General features: G+C 58.5%; 21 protein-coding genes. 8 read left to right on the top strand and 13 right to left on the bottom strand.

The annotated features are described in order from the left end of the window. Positions 1-38 precede the first annotated feature (38 nt). Complete coding sequence (locus J1W56_RS03025) at positions 39-1,052, bottom strand: zinc-binding alcohol dehydrogenase family protein (protein WP_223611677.1); 1,014 nt, start codon at positions 1,050-1,052, stop codon at positions 39-41. Between the two features lie 100 nt (positions 1,053-1,152). Between J1W56_RS03025 and J1W56_RS03030 the strand changes: the two genes are divergently transcribed. The 3 genes from J1W56_RS03030 to groL all read left to right on the top strand — a co-directional run bounded on the left by J1W56_RS03030 (position 1,153) and on the right by groL (position 3,775). Beyond that, on the top strand, positions 1,153-1,527 hold the full coding sequence (locus J1W56_RS03030) for a winged helix-turn-helix transcriptional regulator (RefSeq protein ID WP_223611679.1): 375 nt from the start codon (positions 1,153-1,155) through the stop codon (positions 1,525-1,527). Between the two features lie 239 nt (positions 1,528-1,766). Next, the gene (groES, locus tag J1W56_RS03035; protein WP_105736255.1) at positions 1,767-2,063 is read left to right on the top strand and encodes a co-chaperone GroES; all 297 of its coding nucleotides are present in this window, start codon (positions 1,767-1,769) and stop codon (positions 2,061-2,063) included. A 65-nt stretch (positions 2,064-2,128) separates the two neighbouring features. Then, positions 2,129-3,775: a chaperonin GroEL gene (gene groL, locus J1W56_RS03040; protein WP_223611680.1), complete on the top strand. Its 1,647-nt coding sequence runs from the start codon at positions 2,129-2,131 to the stop codon at positions 3,773-3,775. A gap of 110 nt (positions 3,776-3,885) precedes the next feature. Here the strand turns inward: groL and J1W56_RS03045 are convergent, their stop codons facing one another. The 3 genes from J1W56_RS03045 to J1W56_RS03055 all read right to left on the bottom strand — a co-directional run bounded on the left by J1W56_RS03045 (position 3,886) and on the right by J1W56_RS03055 (position 5,019). Beyond that, positions 3,886-4,287 carry a type II toxin-antitoxin system VapC family toxin gene (locus J1W56_RS03045; RefSeq protein ID WP_223611682.1) on the bottom strand — a complete coding sequence of 134 codons (402 nt, stop codon included), beginning with the start codon at positions 4,285-4,287 and terminating at the stop codon, positions 3,886-3,888. After that, positions 4,284-4,538: an AbrB/MazE/SpoVT family DNA-binding domain-containing protein gene (locus J1W56_RS03050; RefSeq protein ID WP_223611683.1), complete on the bottom strand. Its 255-nt coding sequence runs from the start codon at positions 4,536-4,538 to the stop codon at positions 4,284-4,286. Before J1W56_RS03050 ends, J1W56_RS03045 begins: the two co-directional genes overlap by 4 nt. Positions 4,539-4,611: 73 nt before the next feature. Next, a complete protein-coding gene (locus J1W56_RS03055; RefSeq protein WP_223611684.1) occupies positions 4,612-5,019 on the bottom strand; it encodes a winged helix-turn-helix transcriptional regulator in 408 nt (135 codons plus the stop codon). 92 nt (positions 5,020-5,111) lie between these two features. Between J1W56_RS03055 and J1W56_RS03060 the strand changes: the two genes are divergently transcribed. Together J1W56_RS03060 and J1W56_RS03065 are read left to right on the top strand one after the other, a co-directional pair. Continuing rightward, complete coding sequence (locus J1W56_RS03060; protein ID WP_223611685.1) at positions 5,112-5,672, top strand: NADPH-dependent FMN reductase; 561 nt, start codon at positions 5,112-5,114, stop codon at positions 5,670-5,672. 71 nt (positions 5,673-5,743) lie between these two features. Next, on the top strand, positions 5,744-6,424 hold the full coding sequence (locus J1W56_RS03065; RefSeq protein WP_223611686.1) for a glutathione S-transferase family protein: 681 nt from the start codon (positions 5,744-5,746) through the stop codon (positions 6,422-6,424). A 9-nt stretch (positions 6,425-6,433) separates the two neighbouring features. On the opposite strand, the gene J1W56_RS03070 is transcribed toward J1W56_RS03065, so the two are convergent. From J1W56_RS03070 to J1W56_RS03080, 3 genes are all read right to left on the bottom strand, one after another. After that, a complete protein-coding gene (locus tag J1W56_RS03070; RefSeq protein ID WP_223611687.1) occupies positions 6,434-6,787 on the bottom strand; it encodes a VOC family protein in 354 nt (117 codons plus the stop codon). Between the two features lie 10 nt (positions 6,788-6,797). Beyond that, positions 6,798-7,205: an SRPBCC family protein gene (locus J1W56_RS03075; RefSeq protein ID WP_223611688.1), complete on the bottom strand. Its 408-nt coding sequence runs from the start codon at positions 7,203-7,205 to the stop codon at positions 6,798-6,800. A gap of 69 nt (positions 7,206-7,274) precedes the next feature. Beyond that, positions 7,275-8,051, bottom strand: coding sequence for a helix-turn-helix domain-containing protein (locus J1W56_RS03080; RefSeq protein WP_223611689.1), 777 nt, complete (start codon positions 8,049-8,051; stop codon positions 7,275-7,277). Positions 8,052-8,210: 159 nt separating this feature from the next. Between J1W56_RS03080 and fumC the strand changes: the two genes are divergently transcribed. Both fumC and J1W56_RS03090 read left to right on the top strand, forming a co-directional pair. Next, positions 8,211-9,602, top strand: coding sequence for a class II fumarate hydratase (gene fumC / locus J1W56_RS03085; RefSeq protein WP_223611690.1), 1,392 nt, complete (start codon positions 8,211-8,213; stop codon positions 9,600-9,602). A 108-nt stretch (positions 9,603-9,710) separates the two neighbouring features. Next, a complete protein-coding gene (locus tag J1W56_RS03090) occupies positions 9,711-10,118 on the top strand; it encodes a DoxX family protein (RefSeq protein WP_223611691.1) in 408 nt (135 codons plus the stop codon). Between the two features lie 63 nt (positions 10,119-10,181). On the opposite strand, the gene msrA is transcribed toward J1W56_RS03090, so the two are convergent. The 6 genes from msrA to J1W56_RS03120 all read right to left on the bottom strand — a co-directional run bounded on the left by msrA (position 10,182) and on the right by J1W56_RS03120 (position 15,635). Then, positions 10,182-10,868 (bottom strand): peptide-methionine (S)-S-oxide reductase MsrA, encoded by a 687-nt coding sequence (msrA, locus tag J1W56_RS03095; RefSeq protein ID WP_223611692.1) that lies wholly within the window; start codon positions 10,866-10,868, stop codon positions 10,182-10,184. A 22-nt stretch (positions 10,869-10,890) separates the two neighbouring features. Continuing rightward, positions 10,891-11,385 carry a peptide-methionine (R)-S-oxide reductase MsrB gene (msrB, locus tag J1W56_RS03100; protein WP_223611693.1) on the bottom strand — a complete coding sequence of 165 codons (495 nt, stop codon included), beginning with the start codon at positions 11,383-11,385 and terminating at the stop codon, positions 10,891-10,893. Between the two features lie 112 nt (positions 11,386-11,497). Continuing rightward, positions 11,498-12,196, bottom strand: a complete 699-nt coding sequence (hisG, locus tag J1W56_RS03105) for an ATP phosphoribosyltransferase (protein WP_223611694.1) — start codon at positions 12,194-12,196, stop codon at positions 11,498-11,500. Beyond that, positions 12,193-13,323: an ATP phosphoribosyltransferase regulatory subunit gene (locus tag J1W56_RS03110; RefSeq protein ID WP_223611695.1), complete on the bottom strand. Its 1,131-nt coding sequence runs from the start codon at positions 13,321-13,323 to the stop codon at positions 12,193-12,195. Before J1W56_RS03110 ends, hisG begins: the two co-directional genes overlap by 4 nt. A 6-nt stretch (positions 13,324-13,329) precedes the next feature. Continuing rightward, positions 13,330-14,844 carry a histidine--tRNA ligase gene (gene hisS / locus J1W56_RS03115; RefSeq protein ID WP_223611696.1) on the bottom strand — a complete coding sequence of 505 codons (1,515 nt, stop codon included), beginning with the start codon at positions 14,842-14,844 and terminating at the stop codon, positions 13,330-13,332. Between the two features lie 143 nt (positions 14,845-14,987). Beyond that, entirely contained in the window at positions 14,988-15,635 is a 648-nt protein-coding gene (locus tag J1W56_RS03120) for a DNA-3-methyladenine glycosylase I (protein ID WP_223611697.1), read from the bottom strand. A gap of 195 nt (positions 15,636-15,830) precedes the next feature. Between J1W56_RS03120 and J1W56_RS03125 the strand changes: the two genes are divergently transcribed. Then, positions 15,831-16,625, top strand: coding sequence for a L,D-transpeptidase (locus tag J1W56_RS03125; protein WP_223611698.1), 795 nt, complete (start codon positions 15,831-15,833; stop codon positions 16,623-16,625). Positions 16,626-16,701 lie beyond the last annotated feature (76 nt).

A 16,701-nucleotide genomic window follows, 5' to 3' on the forward strand; every position in this document is an offset into this window, starting at 1 on the left:
AGCGGGCAGAGCATGGACGCCCTGCCCGCCGCAGTTGTTTAAAAGCCGGTCAGGACAATCTTGCCGCGGGCTCGCCCGCTTTCAATAAGCGCATGGGCCTTCTTCAGATTGGCGGCTGAAATCGGTCCGAGATTGTCGGCAAGTGTGGTGCGCAGCGTGCCGGCATCCACCAGTTCCGCCACCCTGTTGAGCAGCTTGCGCTGCTCCTCGATATCGGCGGTATCGTAACGCGAGCGGGTGAACATCACCTCCCAATGGATGGAAACGCTTTTCCATTTGAACGGCATGATATCGTAGCTTTTCGGATCATCGATCAGGCCGAACCGGCCCTGCGGCGCAATCAGTGCCGCAATCTCCGTGCGATGCGTATCGGAGTTTGTCGTCGCAAAGACAAAGGCGGGTGCGCCGAGACCGAGCGCTTCCACCTGCGCGGCGAGCGGCTTTGAATGATCGATGACATGATGGGCGCCCAGTTCCTCCACCCATTGGCGGGTTTCCGGGCGCGAGGCCGTGGCGATCACCGTCAGGTTGGTCAGTTTGCGCGCAAGCTGCACGGCAATCGAACCGACCCCACCGGCACCGCCGATAATCAGAATGGCGTTGGCTGCGCCAACCACCGGTATGTCGATGTGGAGCCTGTGAAACAGCATTTCCCATGCGGTAATCGACGTCAGCGGCAGGGCAGCCGCGGCGCTGAAATCGAGGGACTTCGGCTTCGTGCCAACGATACGCTCATCGACAAGATGATACTCGGCATTGGTTCCCGGGCGATCCACCGCTCCCGCATAGAACACCTCGTCGCCAACCTTGAAGTGCCGGACATCCGGCCCCACCGCTGTAACGATACCGGCCGCATCCCAGCCGAGAACTCTCGGCTGGCCCGCTTCCGGCTTTGCACCTGCGCGGATTTTCGTATCGACGGGATTGACCGATATGGCTTTCACTTCGACCAGAAGGTCGCGCCCCTGCGCTTCGGGCTTGGGCAGATCGATATCGACGAGTGAGGTTTCCGCAGTGATCGGCTGCGGTTCATAATAGGCGACGGCGCGCATAGGCATTCTCCAGATAAGTTGACGCTGTTCAAATGCGCGCTATGTTCGAACAGTGCAAGAATGCACATAAATTGCATATAGTGTCATAAAGGATACCGTGATGCCGCGCATCCGCCATACGAATTTTGATTGCGCACCGGGTTGTCCGGTGGAAGGAACGCTCAATCTCATCGGCGGCAAATGGAAGGGTATGATCCTTTTTCACCTGATGTCCGGTACGCTGCGCTTCAACGAAATCCGCCGTCACCTGAACAGCGTTACCCAGCGCATGCTGACCAACCAGCTGCGCGAGCTGGAGGCCGACGGCTTCATCACACGCAAGGTCTATGCACAGGTACCACCCAAGGTGGAATACTCCCTGACGGAACATGGCCGCAGCCTGGAGCCGATCATATTGGCCCTCAAGGTCTGGGGAGATACCCATCTGCGTTCCGAAGCGGCAAAGGCTGCAACGGTGCGGTCGCGGGCCGCATAGCCGCAGACGCGTCATCATTGGTTCACAATTGCATGGGATGATTTTGCGTGGCTGAAGACGCGCCGGCGTGCATTGCTTTTCAGTCATTCGCCGAAAATTCGGCAAACCTCTCCCTTGACTCTTCCATGGCTGCCCACTATTTCCGAGCCCAGTTAGCACTCGTCACTTGTGAGTGCTAATAACGCGGACGATCACTCGTTCGCTTCACCGTTTTGACACCAACATCAAGGGTTCTAACCATGGCCAAGACCAAGTTCCGCCCGCTTCACGATCGCGTCGTCGTACGCCGTATCGAATCCGAAGCAAAGACTGCAGGCGGCATCATCATTCCGGATACTGCCAAGGAAAAGCCACAGGAAGGCGAAATCGTCTCCGTCGGTACCGGCGCTCGTGACGAAGCCGGCAAGCTCATCCCGCTCGATGTCAAGGCAGGCGATCATGTCCTGTTCGGCAAGTGGTCGGGCACGGAAGTCAAGATCGGCGGCGAAGATCTGCTGATCATGAAAGAATCCGACATTCTGGGCATCCTCGGCTAATCAGCCGGTTTACCCTTTAATCAACGAATTTCGATCAAACCGGGTTCAATCCCAGGAGAGATAAAATGGCTGCCAAAGAAGTAAAATTCGGCCGCGACGCGCGTGAGCGCATGCTGCGCGGTGTCAATATCCTTGCTGACGCTGTCAAGGTAACGCTCGGCCCGAAAGGCCGCAACGTCGTTATCGACAAGTCCTTCGGCGCTCCGCGCATCACCAAGGACGGCGTAACCGTTGCCAAGGAAATCGAACTTGAAGACAAGTTCGAAAACATGGGCGCACAGATGGTCCGTGAAGTCGCTTCGAAGACGAACGACATTGCCGGTGACGGCACCACGACTGCGACTGTTCTGGCCCAGGCAATCGTTCAGGAAGGCGGCAAGGCTGTTGCTGCCGGCATGAACCCGATGGACCTGAAGCGCGGCATCGATCTTGCTGTTGCAGAAGTCGTCAAGCAGCTCGGCAAGAGCGCCAAGAAGATCAAGACTTCGGAAGAAGTTGCGCAGGTTGGCACGATCTCTGCCAATGGCGAGACCGAAATCGGTGAAATGATTGCCAAGGCAATGCAGAAGGTCGGCAACGAGGGTGTTATCACCGTCGAAGAAGCCAAGACCGCTGACACCGAACTCGAAGTCGTCGAAGGCATGCAGTTCGACCGCGGCTACCTCAGCCCATACTTCGTCACCAACCCTGAAAAGATGGTTGCTGACCTCGAAGACGCCTACATCCTTCTGCACGAGAAGAAGCTCTCGAACCTCCAGGCTCTCCTGCCGGTTCTCGAAGCTGTCGTCCAGACTTCCAAGCCGCTCGTCATCATCTCCGAAGACGTCGAAGGCGAAGCTCTTGCAACGCTCGTTGTCAACAAGCTGCGCGGCGGCCTGAAGATTGCTGCCGTCAAGGCTCCTGGCTTCGGCGATCGCCGCAAGGCCATGCTGGAAGACATCGCGATCCTCACCGGTGGTCAGGTTATTTCCGAAGATCTCGGCATCAAGCTCGAAAGCGTTACGCTCGACATGCTCGGCCGCGCCAAGAAGGTGTCGATCACCAAGGAAAACACCACGATCGTTGACGGTCATGGCAAGAAGGGCGAAATCAACGCCCGCGTCGGCCAGATCAAGCAGCAGATCGACGAAACCACGTCCGACTACGACCGTGAGAAGCTGCAGGAACGTCTTGCCAAGCTCGCTGGCGGTGTTGCCGTTATCCGCGTTGGCGGTGCAACGGAAGTTGAAGTGAAGGAAAAGAAGGACCGCGTCGACGACGCTCTCAACGCAACACGTGCTGCTGTTGAAGAAGGCATCGTTCCCGGCGGTGGCGTTGCCCTGCTCCGCGCTTCGGCAAACCTGACACTCAAGGGTGCAAACTCCGATCAGGACGCTGGCATCAACATCGTTCGTCGTGCGCTGCAGGCTCCGGCTCGCCAGATCGCAACGAACGCAGGTGATGAAGCTTCCATCGTTATCGGCAAGATCCTTGAGAGCAAGAAGGAAACCTACGGCTACAATGCGGCCAATGGTGAGTATGGCGATCTGATCGTCATGGGCATCGTCGACCCGGTCAAGGTTGTTCGTACGGCTCTGCAGGACGCAGCATCGGTTGCCGGTCTTCTTGTTACGACAGAAGCCATGATCGCCGAAGCTCCGAAGAAGGACAATGGCGGCGCTCCCCAGATGCCAGGTGGCGGAATGGGCGGCATGGGCGGTATGGACTTCTAATCAGTCCACGCCAATCGCATACGGAAAAGGCGGGCCTTGGCCCGCCTTTTTTGTTGTCTGTATTTTAAGCAGGGTTCTATCGAAGAGGATTATCGCTCGGTTACAGCCTGTTAAGCCGATAGGAGCTTTACCGACACACCACTTGCTCCAACGAGAGTGGCAGCAGTTTTATCGAAAGTGACGAATACTTCACCGCCCAATCGCTGCCCTTCGAAGGCGATCACGCCATCGGCAAAGTCACCACCCGCATCGAGCACCGCAAGACCGGCCTCGACGGCAGCTTTGGTGGAGGCCACATTTTCGCTTTCGGTTAATGCACGCACGGCTCGCGCAATATCGCTTCGATCAAACTTATAGCCTCTGGCGAGCACCCAGCAGAATTCACACAGGGATGTCGTGCTGACAGCCACCAATTCAACGTCTCTAAGCAGGTTGGCTGCGGTGGCGGACTGGACCGGATCGTCCTGAACAACGGCCCTGAGGAGAACGTTGGTATCAAGCGTGGCCTTCATTTTTTGAGACCAGCCCATCCGTCAGCAATGATCTCATTGATCTCTTCGACGCTGAGCGGTTTTTGATCCGGGCGGCTTAGAAGTCCGATAAAATCCTCTATCGAACCAGACCGCTTGGCGGCATGAACCTCAACTTTTCCATTAGGCAGAAGCTCTGCCACGATTTTGTCGCCGGGCTGCACACCCAGATGCTGAAGTACATCTTTTCGAAGAGTAACCTGGCCCTTTGCCGTCACTGTCAGTACGCTCATCACATCGCCACCTGTTTAACCCACAACAAAGTAAGGCATTTTTACCTTACTTTCAAGAGTAGTGATGAACGCGTTACTCAGCTGCGTGGGCGAATGATGCGGCAATGTCAGCCACGCCGGTGGCGTTGTCGAACCGTGCCCGCGCATTGGCGATACGTTGCTCGTTTTGAATGGCAAAATCTGCCAGCCCGCGCACCGGCACCAGCAGTTCACGGCCAAGATCAGTCAACTCGTAATCCACGCGCGGCGGAATGGTCGGATAGACGGTCCGGGTGACGAAGCCGTCACGCTCAAGCCCGCGCAACGTGCTGGTCAGCATCTTCTGCGAAATTCCGTTGATGGTTCGTTTCAGCTCGTTAAAGCGCATTGAACCATTGCCCAGATAGTTGATAACCAGCACGGTCCATTTGTCACCGACACGGGCCAGAATGTGATTCACCGCCGTACAGGCAGAGGTTACTTGGAAGTGCTTCGGTTTCAAAAAAGTGCCTCCTTGCGGGTATTTTCAACAGTCACTTATATAGCGCCAGTAACCAATAGTTACCACAGCAAAAAACCTGAGGAATTCTGAATATGACGAAACTGAAGATCGGCATCATCGTTGGCAGCACGCGCATTGGCCGCTTTGCCGAGTTCCCGGCGAAATGGATCGCCGACGTTGCGGGCAAACGCGACGATGTCGAGGTCGAAATCCTTGATCTCATCGACTATCCGATGGCGTTTTTCGGTGAAGAGCGCGCAACCACGGAACAGAGCGAGACGGCGGAACGCTGGAAGGAGAAGCTGCGTGAATTCGATGCCTATGTCATTACGGTCGCCGAATACAACCACGCACCAACGGGAGTTCTGAAGAACGCGATCGATCTTGGCGACTTCATCCACAAGCCGGTCGGTTTCGTCGGTTATGGCGGTGTCGGCGGCGCACGCGCCATCGAGCACCTGCGCGGGATTTTCGTCGAGATGAGTGCAGCCTCGGTCAAGACAGGTATCCACATCTCGTTCCCGGAATATCTGAGCGTGGTCAAGGGCGAAAAGACGCTTGGCGATTATGCCCATCTGAATGAGGCAGCCACCAACCAGCTCGATCAGCTCGTCTGGTGGGGCAAGGCCCTGAAGGCAGCGCGCTCCGCATAAATTCCAAAGGGCGGCCGTTTCGACGGCCGCCCTTTTTGCTTGTTCAGCCATCACGAATAGGGAGACCCGCCATGACCAAGAAACTTACCCTGATCAGCCATCTCCTTTGCCCCTACGTGCAGCGCGCGGCGATTGCACTGGCGGAAAAGGGCGTGCCCTTCGAGAAGATTTACATTGATCTCAATGCCAAGCCGGACTGGTTCCTCAAGATATCGCCGCTGGGCAAGGTCCCGCTGCTGAAGGTGGAACAGGACGATGGCTCCGAGGCTGTCCTGTTCGAAAGCACGGTCATTGCCGAATATATCGAAGAGACCGAAGGTGAACCGCGCCTGCATCCGGACAATGCCCTCGAGCGTGCCCGCCATCGTGGCTGGATGGAATTCGGCTCGACCATCCTTTCGGATATCTGGTCACTGGAAACCACAGGGGATGCGGCGCTGTTCAACGACAAGCTTGCGACACTGAAAGCCAAGTTTGCCCGCCTCGAAGAGGTTCTCGGCGACGGGCCGTTCTTTGCGGGTAAGACATTCAGCCTTGTCGATGCGGTGTTCGCCCCCGTTTTCCGCTATTTCGACACCTTCGACACACTCACAGAACATGGCGTGTTTGCCGCTTACCCGAAGGTCCGGGCGTGGCGCCAGGCCCTGTCGGAGCGTCCGAGCGTCAAGGCGGCGGTCACGCCGGAATATCCGCAGCTGCTGCGCCAGTTCATGGAGCGCTACGACGCGCACATGCTGAAACTGGCCGCCTGAACGGCCTGTCTATTTGTCGGACCAGACCGCGAGTTCATAGCCATCGGGGTCGGCGAAGTGAAAGCGCCGCCCGCCCGGGAAATCAAAAATAGGCTTGACGATTTTCCCGCCGGCGCTTTCGACACGTTTCTGGGCATCGGCAAGGTCATCGGCGAACAGAATGACCAACGGGCCGCCGGTTCGCACGTCACCGCCGACGGCAAAGCCGCCCGTGAGATTGCCATCGGAAAATTCGCAATACTCCGGACCGTAATCCTTGAATGTCCAGCCGAACGCCTCGCCATAAAATGCGCGCATGCGGCCGACGTCGCTGACGTTGAATTCGATATAGTCGATCCGTTTGTCCCTGCCCGATTGAGCCATCATCCGTCCTTCATATCTGCTGCGTTTCCAAAACGGCTTTCAATGCCGTCAAATCTCGCAAAACCCATGCGGCGTCTTCCGCAAACTTGCCTTCGCTCATGTCAGGCATGCGGAACAGCGTGAAACTGACCTCGCAGCCATCATTGTTCGGGATCACGCGCAACGGCACATAGACCTCCTCGCCGGTCTCCGTCATAACCCAATGATCCAGAACCCCATAGGCATTCAACGGGGCGAAGCGGATGCGCAGCTTCCCGACCGGCCCGTCCGCAAGCCACTCATCCCCGAGCTTTTGCAAACCGGATGCCAGCCCGGATGCCCATTTCGGCACATTCTCCGGATTGGACGCGAAGTCGTAGACCGCATGCCAATCCCGTTCGATGGAAACCTGTAGAGTTCGCGAGTCACGCGTCACCACGGCCTGTCCTCCCCATTTGCATGTTACCTATCGCTTATCGCACCGGCCTGTCTTGAACAAAACGGCCAATCAGGCCGCCATCTGCTGCACGACATCGCCGGGCGATATGCCCGCCAGCGCTTTTACCTCCCGGCTCAAATGCGCCTGATCGGCATAATCCGCCTCAAATGCCAGCATGCCAAGGCTGCTTTCCGGCGTGCACTGTGCCAAACGGAGGAAATGCTGGAAGCGCAGGATGCGTTCGAGTGTTTTCGGACCATAACCGAAATGCGTCCGGCAGTGCCGCCGCAACGTGCGTTCGCTCATATCGAGAAGCCTTGCGAGCCGGGATACGTGCGAACCCTCACCCACCCGGCCGAGCGCCGAAAAGGTACGGGCCATGACCGCATCAGGCCGGTCCATCGAACCCGCCATTGCGGCAATAGCCGATTCCAGCCGTTGCATTGCCTCTGTCTCCGATTGCGCCGGGCTCAGCGTGTCCACAAGCGCCTCGGCTTTTGCACCCCACAATTCGCCGAGATCAACGCGCAATCCCACGAGTTCGGACATGGGCAGGCCGAGCCATTTTGCGGCAGCGCCCGGCGCGAAGCGCATGCCGACAACGCTCGTAATACCCGGATCAACCACATGGGGTGCGATATCGGGACCGGCCACGCTCAAACGGCCTTGCGACCACAGAATATCGACGCAACCATCGGGGACAACGGTCACCGGCTTTCCCCAGGCAAGCGGGCTTACATGGCTCCAGACACAGAGAAAATGCGGCCTCAGCGCTGCCTGGGGCGCCGACTCACGATACTGTCCCGAGCAATTGGCAAGAACAGGCGTCTCCTGGGGTGAATTCATGGGTAACCTTGCCGAAATTTTCATTTGCGCAGAACGCCGTATAATCGATTTTATCCCATTGCCGAACGATTTCCAGAACAACATTCTCCTGGCAAACCTTGCCTCGCGCGGAGGTTAGCAGTAGTTCTTCCGGCAACTTCCAACAGGATAGAAAGCACGATGAGCAATACCCGCACCGAAACAGATACGTTTGGTCCCATCGAAGTCGCCGCGGACAAATACTGGGGCGCGCAAACCGAGCGCTCGCTGCATAATTTCAAGATCGGCGGCGAAAGAATGCCGATCCCGCTCGTCCGCGCCCTTGGCATCGTCAAGCGTGCTGCCGCAGAGACCAACATGGCGCTCGGCAAGCTTGATGAAGTCACCGGCCGCGCCATCACCGTTGCGGCGGAAGAAGTCATCGAAGGCAAGCTGGACGATCATTTTCCGCTCGTCGTCTGGCAGACCGGTTCCGGCACCCAGTCGAACATGAACGCCAATGAAGTCATCTCCAACCGCGCCATCGAGATGCTCGGCGGAGAAAAGGGCTCGAAGAAGCCGGTTCATCCCAACGATCACGTCAACATGAGCCAGTCGTCGAACGATACGTTCCCGACCGCCATCCATATCGCCACCGCCGTCGAGGCGACCAAGCGGCTCTATCCTGCCCTTGACCATCTGACCGCGGCGCTCGCGAAGAAGGAAAAGGCCTTTGCCGACATCATCAAGATCGGCCGCACGCACACGCAGGATGCGACACCAGTCACGCTCGGCCAGGAATTCTCCGGCTATCGCGCCGCTTTGGAATATGCCCGCAAGCGCATCGAACAGAGCCTTGCCGATGTGTTCCTGCTGGCGCAGGGCGGCACAGCCGTCGGCACCGGCCTCAATGCACCGGTTGGTTTCGATACGGGCTTTGCCGAAGCGGTGTCGGATATCACCGGTCTCAGCTTTAGGACGGCACCGAACAAGTTCGAAGCGCTTGCCAGCCACGGCGCGCTCGCCAACTTCCACGGCAGCCTGAACGCGCTTGCCACCGATCTCTTCAAGATCGCCAACGACATCCGCTTTTTGGGTTCAGGCCCGCGTTCTGGCCTCGGTGAACTGAAGCTGCCGGAAAACGAACCGGGCTCGTCGATCATGCCGGGCAAGGTCAACCCGACCCAGGCGGAAGCGCTGACGATGGTTGCAGCACAGGTGTTTGGCAACCAGACGACTGTGACGGTTGCAGCCAGCCAGGGCCATTTCGAGCTCAACGTGTTCAAGCCGGTCATTGCCCTCAACGTCCTGCAGTCGATCCGCCTGCTTGCCGATTCGATGGTGTCCTTCGCCGACAATTGCGTCGAGGGCATCGAAGCGGACGAAGTGCGCATCAAGGACCTGCTTGAGCGTTCCCTGATGCTGGTCACGGCGCTTGCGCCCGCCATCGGCTACGACAATGCAGCCAAAATCGCCAAGACCGCCCACAAGAATGGCACGACCTTGCGCGAGGAAGCACTGGCCAGCGGCCACGTTTCGGCCGAGGATTATGACCGTCTCGTTCGCCCGGAACGCATGATCGCACCGGAATGAGAAGAGAAAATCATTTCATTGTGAACAATGCGTCGAGAAAATAGTGGCTTTGTTTGACAATCGAATTTAGGTATTCGATTGTCACGACAAACTCTGGAGAACGATCCCATGTCAGACAACGCACTTGCCAACTCAACAACGTCCAGCAATGCCATCGTCACGCTGATCAGCCGCATTCTGCTGACTCTTTTGTTCATCCCGGCGGGATATGGCAAGCTGACCAACCTGGCCGGTACGGCTGAATATTTTGCAGCCAAGAGCCTGCCGCTGCCAACCGTAACAGCTGCTATCGTCGGTCTCGTCGAACTCGTGGGCGGCCTTGCCGTTCTCTTCGGCTTCCAGACGCGCTACGCAGCCATTCTTCTCGGCCTCTTTACACTCGGCGCCGCCTATGTCGGTCACTGGGCACCCTTCGAAAGCATCCAGTTCTTCAAGAACCTTGCAATCGCCGGCGGTTTCTTCGTTCTGGCCCAGCATGGTGCAGGCACGCTTTCGGTCGATGCCAAGCTTCGCTGAAATCGATCCATGTTACATAGAAAAGGCCGCTTAACGCGGCCTTTTTATTGTCCCGGTTTCCCGTCAGTTTGACGCTTTCGCCTCGCTGACCAGAACGGGTTTGTCCCGGTAGTCCTGCGGGAAGAGTTTGCTGAGCCCCTCGATCTTCGGCAGATCATAATAGGCGATATAGGGCTGCGAAGGATGCAGCGTCGCGTAATCCTGATGATAGCCCTCCGCGGGATAGAATTTGTCCAGCGCGGAAATCTTGGTGACGATCGGTCCCGAATAGGCCTTTGCCTTGTCCAATTGGGCGATATAGGCGCTGGCAATCTTCGCCTGATCCTCATTCGTGGTGAAAATCGCCGAGCGATACTGCGTTCCCGAATCCGGGCCCTGCCGGTTCAACTCTGTCGGATTGTGCACTACGGAGAAATAGACCTGCAGGATCTTGCCGAGGCTGACCACCTTGGGATCGAACGTCACCTCGACGGATTCCGCATGGCCTGTGTTGCCGGAACTGACAATCTCGTAGCTCGCGGTTTCCTTCTTGCCGCCGGAATAACCGGACACGGCATTGGTGACACCCTTCAGGTGCTGGTAGACACCCTGCACGCCCCAGAAGCAGCCGCCGGCGAGAACGATCGTTTCCGTCTTTGCGGTTGCCGTCTGGTCCATGGCGGGTGGCGGAACCATGGTGATGCTTTCGGCAAAGGCAGTGACCGGCGTGAAGATGAGGCAGGAAGCGAGCAGAATTTGACGCAATTTCATATCGATAATCCTTTCCCGGATATCAGGCGGCGGCTGGTTTGAAGGTAAGGGCAACGCCGTTCATGCAATAGCGCAGACCGGTCGGCTGCGGCCCGTCGTCAAAGACATGGCCCAGATGGCCGCCGCAGCGGTGGCAGTTGACGGCGGTGCGTGTCATGCCGAAGGAACTGTCCGATACTTCCGTCACGGCACCCTTGATCGGCGCCCAGAAACTCGGCCAGCCGGTGCCGCTGTCAAATTTGGTGTCGGAATCGAAGAGCGCCAGATCACACCCGGCACAGGCAAATGTCCCCTTGCGCTTTTCATGGTTGAGCGGGCTGGTGAACGGGCGCTCCGTGCCTTCCTTGCGCAGCACATCATATTGGTCTGAGGTGAGCAGCTTCTTCCATTCGGCATCCGTATGCTCGACTTCAAAAGTACCGGCTGCATAGGCTTTGGGTTGGGAGGAAAAGCGCGCGGCAATCAGCGCTCCAAGTCCCAGAACAGCTCCGCCAAAAAGCGATCGGCGTGTCATCATGACAAAGTCTCCCTGAACAGGATGACCGAAACATATCAGTCATCTCGTTGGGAAATACGTATGAGCGGCCGTAAAAGTTACAAAGCCACGTGATATCACGGATAGTTGATGCTTAGCCGCGCGCTATCGCGGCCTGTATCCGTTGCGCCAGAGCCGCAACCGCCGTCGGATCGGCACTGCGGCGCGAGGAAACGAGGCACGCCTCGGATTTGAGGATGATGCCGTCTTCCAGAACCTTCAGGTGATTGGCCTGCAGGGTCGAGCCCGTCGAGGTGATATCGACGATGATATCGGCGGATCCTGATGCCGGAGCGCCCTCGGTGGCGCCAAGGCTTTCAACGATGCGGTAGACCTGGATACCGTGCATCTGCGAGAAAAACTGCTGGGTCAGGCGCCAGTATTTGGTGGCGATCCGCAAACGCCGGCCGTGACGCTGGCGGTACTCGGCAGCCACGTCGTCAAGGTCAGCCATCGTTGACACGTCGTACCAGACTTCGGGCACGGCCACGACCACATCCGCATGGCCGAAGCCAAGCCGCGCTTCGATCTGCACGCGCTCGTCGGCTGCCGACAGGCTCTCACGGATCAGGTCCTCGCCGGTTACCCCGAGATCAACGCTGCCATAGCCAAGCTCGCGGGCGATTTCCGAGGCCGACAGAAACAGGATGTCGATCCTGCTGTCACCCTCGACCTGCGCGCGATAGTTGCGCTGGTCCTTGGGCAGGATGACTTTCAGCCCGGCTTTTTCAAGGACCTCAAGGGCCTGTTCCTTGAGGCGGCCCTTGGAGGGAAGCGCAAGGGTAATGGTCATCGCGCATCTCCGGCAATTTTCTCGAGCCGGTCGAGCCAGATCGAGAAACCGACGCCGGGAATGGAATCGACGGCGCCAAGCATGGTCAAAAGCCGGTCATAGCGCCCGCCGCCGACAATGGCGCCAAGATCAGGACTGGCGAGCGCGCGGGTCTCGTAGACAAGGCCGGTGTAGTAATCGAGCGGACGGCCAAAAGCGGCATCGTAGACGATATTTTCCTGCTCGATTCCCGCCTCGCGCACGGCGACAACCCGGGCTTCGAACTGGTCGAGCGCCGGCCCGAGGTCGAATTCATTGGCCCGCGAGAAAGTGCGCAGGTGTGTTGAAGCCGTCTGCAATGGCACCCGGATGGCGAGGAATGTTTCGAGCGCGGCAAAGGCCTGTGCCGGCAGCTTGACCGAAGCCAGATTGGCTTTTTCGATCAGACGGCGCGCAATCTCGTGCGGACTGCGCCCGGCGCCCGGCGAAATACCCGCCACCTGCATGTCCTGCTCCAGCGCGGCGGCAAGTCCGGTCTCGTCACCGTCCGCTACCAGCGCAGTGAGACGGTCGGGCAGAGAACCGTTCTTCTGGCTGGACGAAAGATCGGCGAGCAGGCCCTTCAGCTGACCCGGATTGCCAAAGGCGCGCGCCAGCTTTTTCTGCCAGCCGCGCGGCAGGCCCAGTGCCGCGAGAACCGCTTCGAAAATCGCCTGATCGCCGAGCAGCGTTTCGAGTTCAGCCTTCGGCGCGACAAGACGGATGGAGGCAATGGCATCGGCCAGCGAACGGGCGTCCGCACGGGCGCGGTTGGCATCGCCCAGATCCTCGATCCCGGCCTGAAAGAACTCGTTGCCGCCCTCGCGCCGCTGGCGGAACACTTCCCCCAGATAGGCATAACGCTTGGGCGTCGCGGCATTGAGCTCGATATGGTTGCGGCAGACCGGTATGGTGAATTCCGGGCGCAGGCACAGGCTCTGGCCGTTCTCGTTCTCGGTGAGGAAAATCCGGCGGCGCAAATCCTCGCCTGCCATGTCGAGAAACTGGTCGGCTGGTTGAATGACCGGAATATCCACAAGCTCCGCATCCCGCGCGGAAATCAGCGCGGCAAGGTCACTGGCAAAGACAGGAGCGCGGGAACCGGTCATAGCGGATCAGCCAGCCTTCAAGGCGTTGGCGCGATCCTCAGCCTGGGCTTCGAGAATCTTGCGCACTTCCGCGACGAGATCGCTTTCCTTGGCAGTGATCTGCGCCTGACGGCCTTCACGCCACACCGTATTGTCCTCGATCTCGGACGAAAGACGCGCACCTTCGATCAGGTCCTTGATCTGCACTTCGCCATTGTCGCGTTCCTGCGAACCCTGAATGATAACGCAGGGTGCGCCGCGCCGATCGGCATATTTCATCTGCGGCTTCATGCCGGAACCGCCGAGATACATTTCGGCGCGAATGCCCGCCTGCCGCAGGTCCGAAACCATCTTCTGGTAGCGGCCGAGGCTTGCCGTGTCGCGGTCCATGACCAGCACGACCACCGGCCCGACATTATCCGAGGTATCGAGCTTGCCAAGGTTCTTCAACGCCGTCATCAGACGCGATACACCGATGGAAAAGCCCGTTGCCGGCGTGGGCTCGCCGCGGAAGCGCGACACCAGACCGTCATAACGGCCGCCGCCGCCAACGGAACCGAAAACGACCTTTTCGCCCTTCTCATTGGTCACGTCGAAGGTCAGTTCGGCTTCAAAGACAGGGCCGGTGTAATATTCGAGACCGCGCACCACGGACGGGTCGATGCGGATGCGCGCGCCATAACCGGCAGCCGAGGACAGAGCCTCGATGGTCGCCAGTTCGGCAACGCCTTCGACACCCTTGTCGTTTCCGGCGACAACGGCTTCCAGATTGGCAATGGTCTCACTGCCATTGGCGCCACCGGCTGAGGTAAATGCCAGCACCTTGGCGATCGCCGCCTCGTCGAGGCCCGCGCCCTTGGTGAAGTCGCCGCTTTCGTCAAGACGGCCCTTGCCGAGCAAAAGACGCACGCCGTCAACGCCAAACTTGTCGAGCTTGTCGATAGCGCGCAGCACGACCAGACGCTGGCCCATCTTGTCATCACCGCCGAGCCCAATGGATTCCAGCACACCGTCCAGCACCTTGCGGTTGTTGACGCGGATGACGTAATCGCCACGCTTGATGCCGACAGCTTCCATCACGTCAGCCATCATCATGCACATTTCCGCATCCGCCGAGACGGAGGGCGCGCCGACCGTATCGGCATCGAACTGCATGAACTGGCGGAAACGGCCGGGACCCGGCTTCTCATTGCGGAATACCCAGCCCGCGCGATAGCTGCGATAGGGCTTTGGCAGGCTCTCAAAGTTTTCGGCCACAAAACGCGCCAAAGGCGCCGTCAGATCGTAGCGCAGCGACAGCCACTGCTCGTCATCGTCCTGGAAGGAAAACACGCCCTCGTTCGGCCGGTCCTGGTCGGGCAGGAACTTGCCGAGCGCATCGGTATATTCGACGAGCGGTGTTTCCACAGGCTCGAAACCGTAGAGGTCATAGACCTTGCGGATGTCGGCCATCATCGTGTCGGCAGCACGCAGATCATCGGGAACCCGATCCACAAAACCGCGCGGCAGCCGCGCCTTCAACCTGTCTGCCTTCGTTGTCATGATTTTGATCCGATGCCTTGAAGTATCAACTTTGAATTGGAGTTTGCTCTAACCGATCAGGGCATGGAGGGCAAGGAATTACCGGCTCGCAATTGCCGCAGCAAAGCAAGCCCGCATGTCGTTTTCAGTTTACTACAGATGGATCAGACAGGCCGTTTGAAATTGGCGCGGATTTTTTCGATCTCCGCCCGGCACTTGCAGCCTTCCACGTGGTCGTTCACCAGCCCCATGGCTTGCATATGCGCATACATGGTGGTGGGTCCGACAAAGCTGAAACCGCGTTTCTTCAAATCCTTGGAGAGGCGCACCGACGCCGGTGTCGTCGGATTGGCCATCAGCGTGCCATAATCGACAATTCTGGGTCGCTCATCAACAGGCGGTTCAAAGCTCCAGAAATAGGCGGCAAGCGAACCTTTCTCCTCAAGGAGCTCAAGGACGCGTCTGGCATTGTTGATGGTCGAGGTAATCTTGCCGCGATGGCGGATGATCCCGGCATTGGCCAGCAGCCGCTCGATATCCTTCTCGCCATAGCGGGCGATGCGCTCGAAATCGAAACCGTCGAACGCCTCGCGGAAATTCTCGCGCTTGCGCAGGATGGTCAGCCACGACAGGCCGGATTGAAAGCCTTCCAGACATATCTTTTCGAAAAGGCGGTAGTTGTCCGTTACGGGCCGTCCCCACTCATGATCGTGGTAGTGGATATATTCCGGCAGCGCTCCGGGCCAGGAACATCTGGTTTCACCATCATCGCCTGTCATCAAACCCGTCTTTACCGGCGCTTCTTCCGTCATCTGCCTGTCCTTCCGGAACATGTTCACCTGGCATTAACCAGTGTGCGAAACCATCCGGTAACCACAACAAATAGTTTCCGGAAAGAATCGGTTTTTATTGATCCTCGTTCACTTTTTTCTACCGCCACGCGCGCAAACTCAATCCGAAACCTGACAAATCCTGTCAGGAGCGTTGATTGCCAAGAGAATTGCCCGATGAAGACCGCATTGCTGCTTGTCACCTCCTGCCTGACCGCCTTTACTGTCCACGCCAATGCCAGCGAGCGCTACGCGACCCGGCCGCCGGTGGTGATGAGCCCCGACCTGTCCGCGCCGTGGGTGATGCAGCTGCGGGAACGCCCCATTGGCACCTCGGCCAATATACGCGACCGCGTTGTCCTGAGCGACCCGCCGGCACGCGGCTCAAGCGTGCATCGCCGCGAGGCACGCCGTCCCGCCCGGACCGAAGAGGCGGCCAACCCGGCCGTGCGCGAAGTGTCGTTCCGCCGCCCGGCTGAACCCGCGGCGGAAGCACAACCCAAGAAACGCAGCATGGACCCGAAATTCCTGCCGCAGACCGTTGCCTATGACGGACCCCAGGCGCCCGGCACCATCGTTATCGATACCTCCCAGCGTTTCCTCTTTCTCGTCGAAGCCGATGGCCAGGCCCGCCGCTATGGTGTTGGCGTCGGCAAGGAAGGCTTTGGCTGGAACGGCACCAACAACATCACACGCAAGGCGGAATGGCCGGACTGGCGCCCGCCTGCTTCGATGATCGAGCGCGAGAAAGAAAAGGGCAAGATTCTCCCGGTTCACATGGAAGGCGGCCCGGCCAACCCGCTCGGCGCCCGCGCGCTTTATCTTGGCAATACATTGTATCGCATTCACGGCACCAACGCGCCCTGGACGATCGGCCACGCCGTCTCCAGCGGATGTATCCGCATGCGTAATGAGGATGTCACGGATCTCTACGAACGCGTCAAAGTCGGCACAAAAGTCGTTGTGATGTGAGAGTTAGTGGGGACGGCACCGGGGGCGGTGCCGAAACTGGGCGGTGGTTCCATAGGAGCCACCGCCTTTCTTTTGC

Source organism: Phyllobacterium calauticae (assembly GCF_019991125.1).
GTDB lineage: Bacteria > Pseudomonadota > Alphaproteobacteria > Rhizobiales > Rhizobiaceae > Phyllobacterium > Phyllobacterium calauticae.

Bases quoted from the DNA above. Each gene is read 5' to 3' on its own strand.
- J1W56_RS03025 (WP_223611677.1), bottom strand. From the start codon at position 1,052: ATGCGCGCCGTCGCCTATTATGAACCGCAGCCGATCACTGCGGAAACC.
- J1W56_RS03030 (WP_223611679.1), top strand. From the start codon at position 1,153: ATGCCGCGCATCCGCCATACGAATTTTGATTGCGCACCGGGTTGTCCG.
- groES (WP_105736255.1), top strand. From the start codon at position 1,767: ATGGCCAAGACCAAGTTCCGCCCGCTTCACGATCGCGTCGTCGTACGC.
- groL (WP_223611680.1), top strand. From the start codon at position 2,129: ATGGCTGCCAAAGAAGTAAAATTCGGCCGCGACGCGCGTGAGCGCATG.
- J1W56_RS03045 (WP_223611682.1), bottom strand. From the start codon at position 4,287: ATGAAGGCCACGCTTGATACCAACGTTCTCCTCAGGGCCGTTGTTCAG.
- J1W56_RS03050 (WP_223611683.1), bottom strand. From the start codon at position 4,538: ATGAGCGTACTGACAGTGACGGCAAAGGGCCAGGTTACTCTTCGAAAA.
- J1W56_RS03060 (WP_223611685.1), top strand. From the start codon at position 5,112: ATGACGAAACTGAAGATCGGCATCATCGTTGGCAGCACGCGCATTGGC.
- J1W56_RS03065 (WP_223611686.1), top strand. From the start codon at position 5,744: ATGACCAAGAAACTTACCCTGATCAGCCATCTCCTTTGCCCCTACGTG.
- J1W56_RS03070 (WP_223611687.1), bottom strand. From the start codon at position 6,787: ATGGCTCAATCGGGCAGGGACAAACGGATCGACTATATCGAATTCAAC.
- J1W56_RS03080 (WP_223611689.1), bottom strand. From the start codon at position 8,051: ATGAATTCACCCCAGGAGACGCCTGTTCTTGCCAATTGCTCGGGACAG.
- fumC (WP_223611690.1), top strand. From the start codon at position 8,211: ATGAGCAATACCCGCACCGAAACAGATACGTTTGGTCCCATCGAAGTC.
- J1W56_RS03090 (WP_223611691.1), top strand. From the start codon at position 9,711: ATGTCAGACAACGCACTTGCCAACTCAACAACGTCCAGCAATGCCATC.
- msrA (WP_223611692.1), bottom strand. From the start codon at position 10,868: ATGAAATTGCGTCAAATTCTGCTCGCTTCCTGCCTCATCTTCACGCCG.
- msrB (WP_223611693.1), bottom strand. From the start codon at position 11,385: ATGATGACACGCCGATCGCTTTTTGGCGGAGCTGTTCTGGGACTTGGA.
- hisG (WP_223611694.1), bottom strand. From the start codon at position 12,196: ATGACCATTACCCTTGCGCTTCCCTCCAAGGGCCGCCTCAAGGAACAG.
- J1W56_RS03110 (WP_223611695.1), bottom strand. From the start codon at position 13,323: ATGACCGGTTCCCGCGCTCCTGTCTTTGCCAGTGACCTTGCCGCGCTG.
- hisS (WP_223611696.1), bottom strand. From the start codon at position 14,844: ATGACAACGAAGGCAGACAGGTTGAAGGCGCGGCTGCCGCGCGGTTTT.
- J1W56_RS03120 (WP_223611697.1), bottom strand. From the start codon at position 15,635: ATGACGGAAGAAGCGCCGGTAAAGACGGGTTTGATGACAGGCGATGAT.
- J1W56_RS03125 (WP_223611698.1), top strand. From the start codon at position 15,831: ATGAAGACCGCATTGCTGCTTGTCACCTCCTGCCTGACCGCCTTTACT.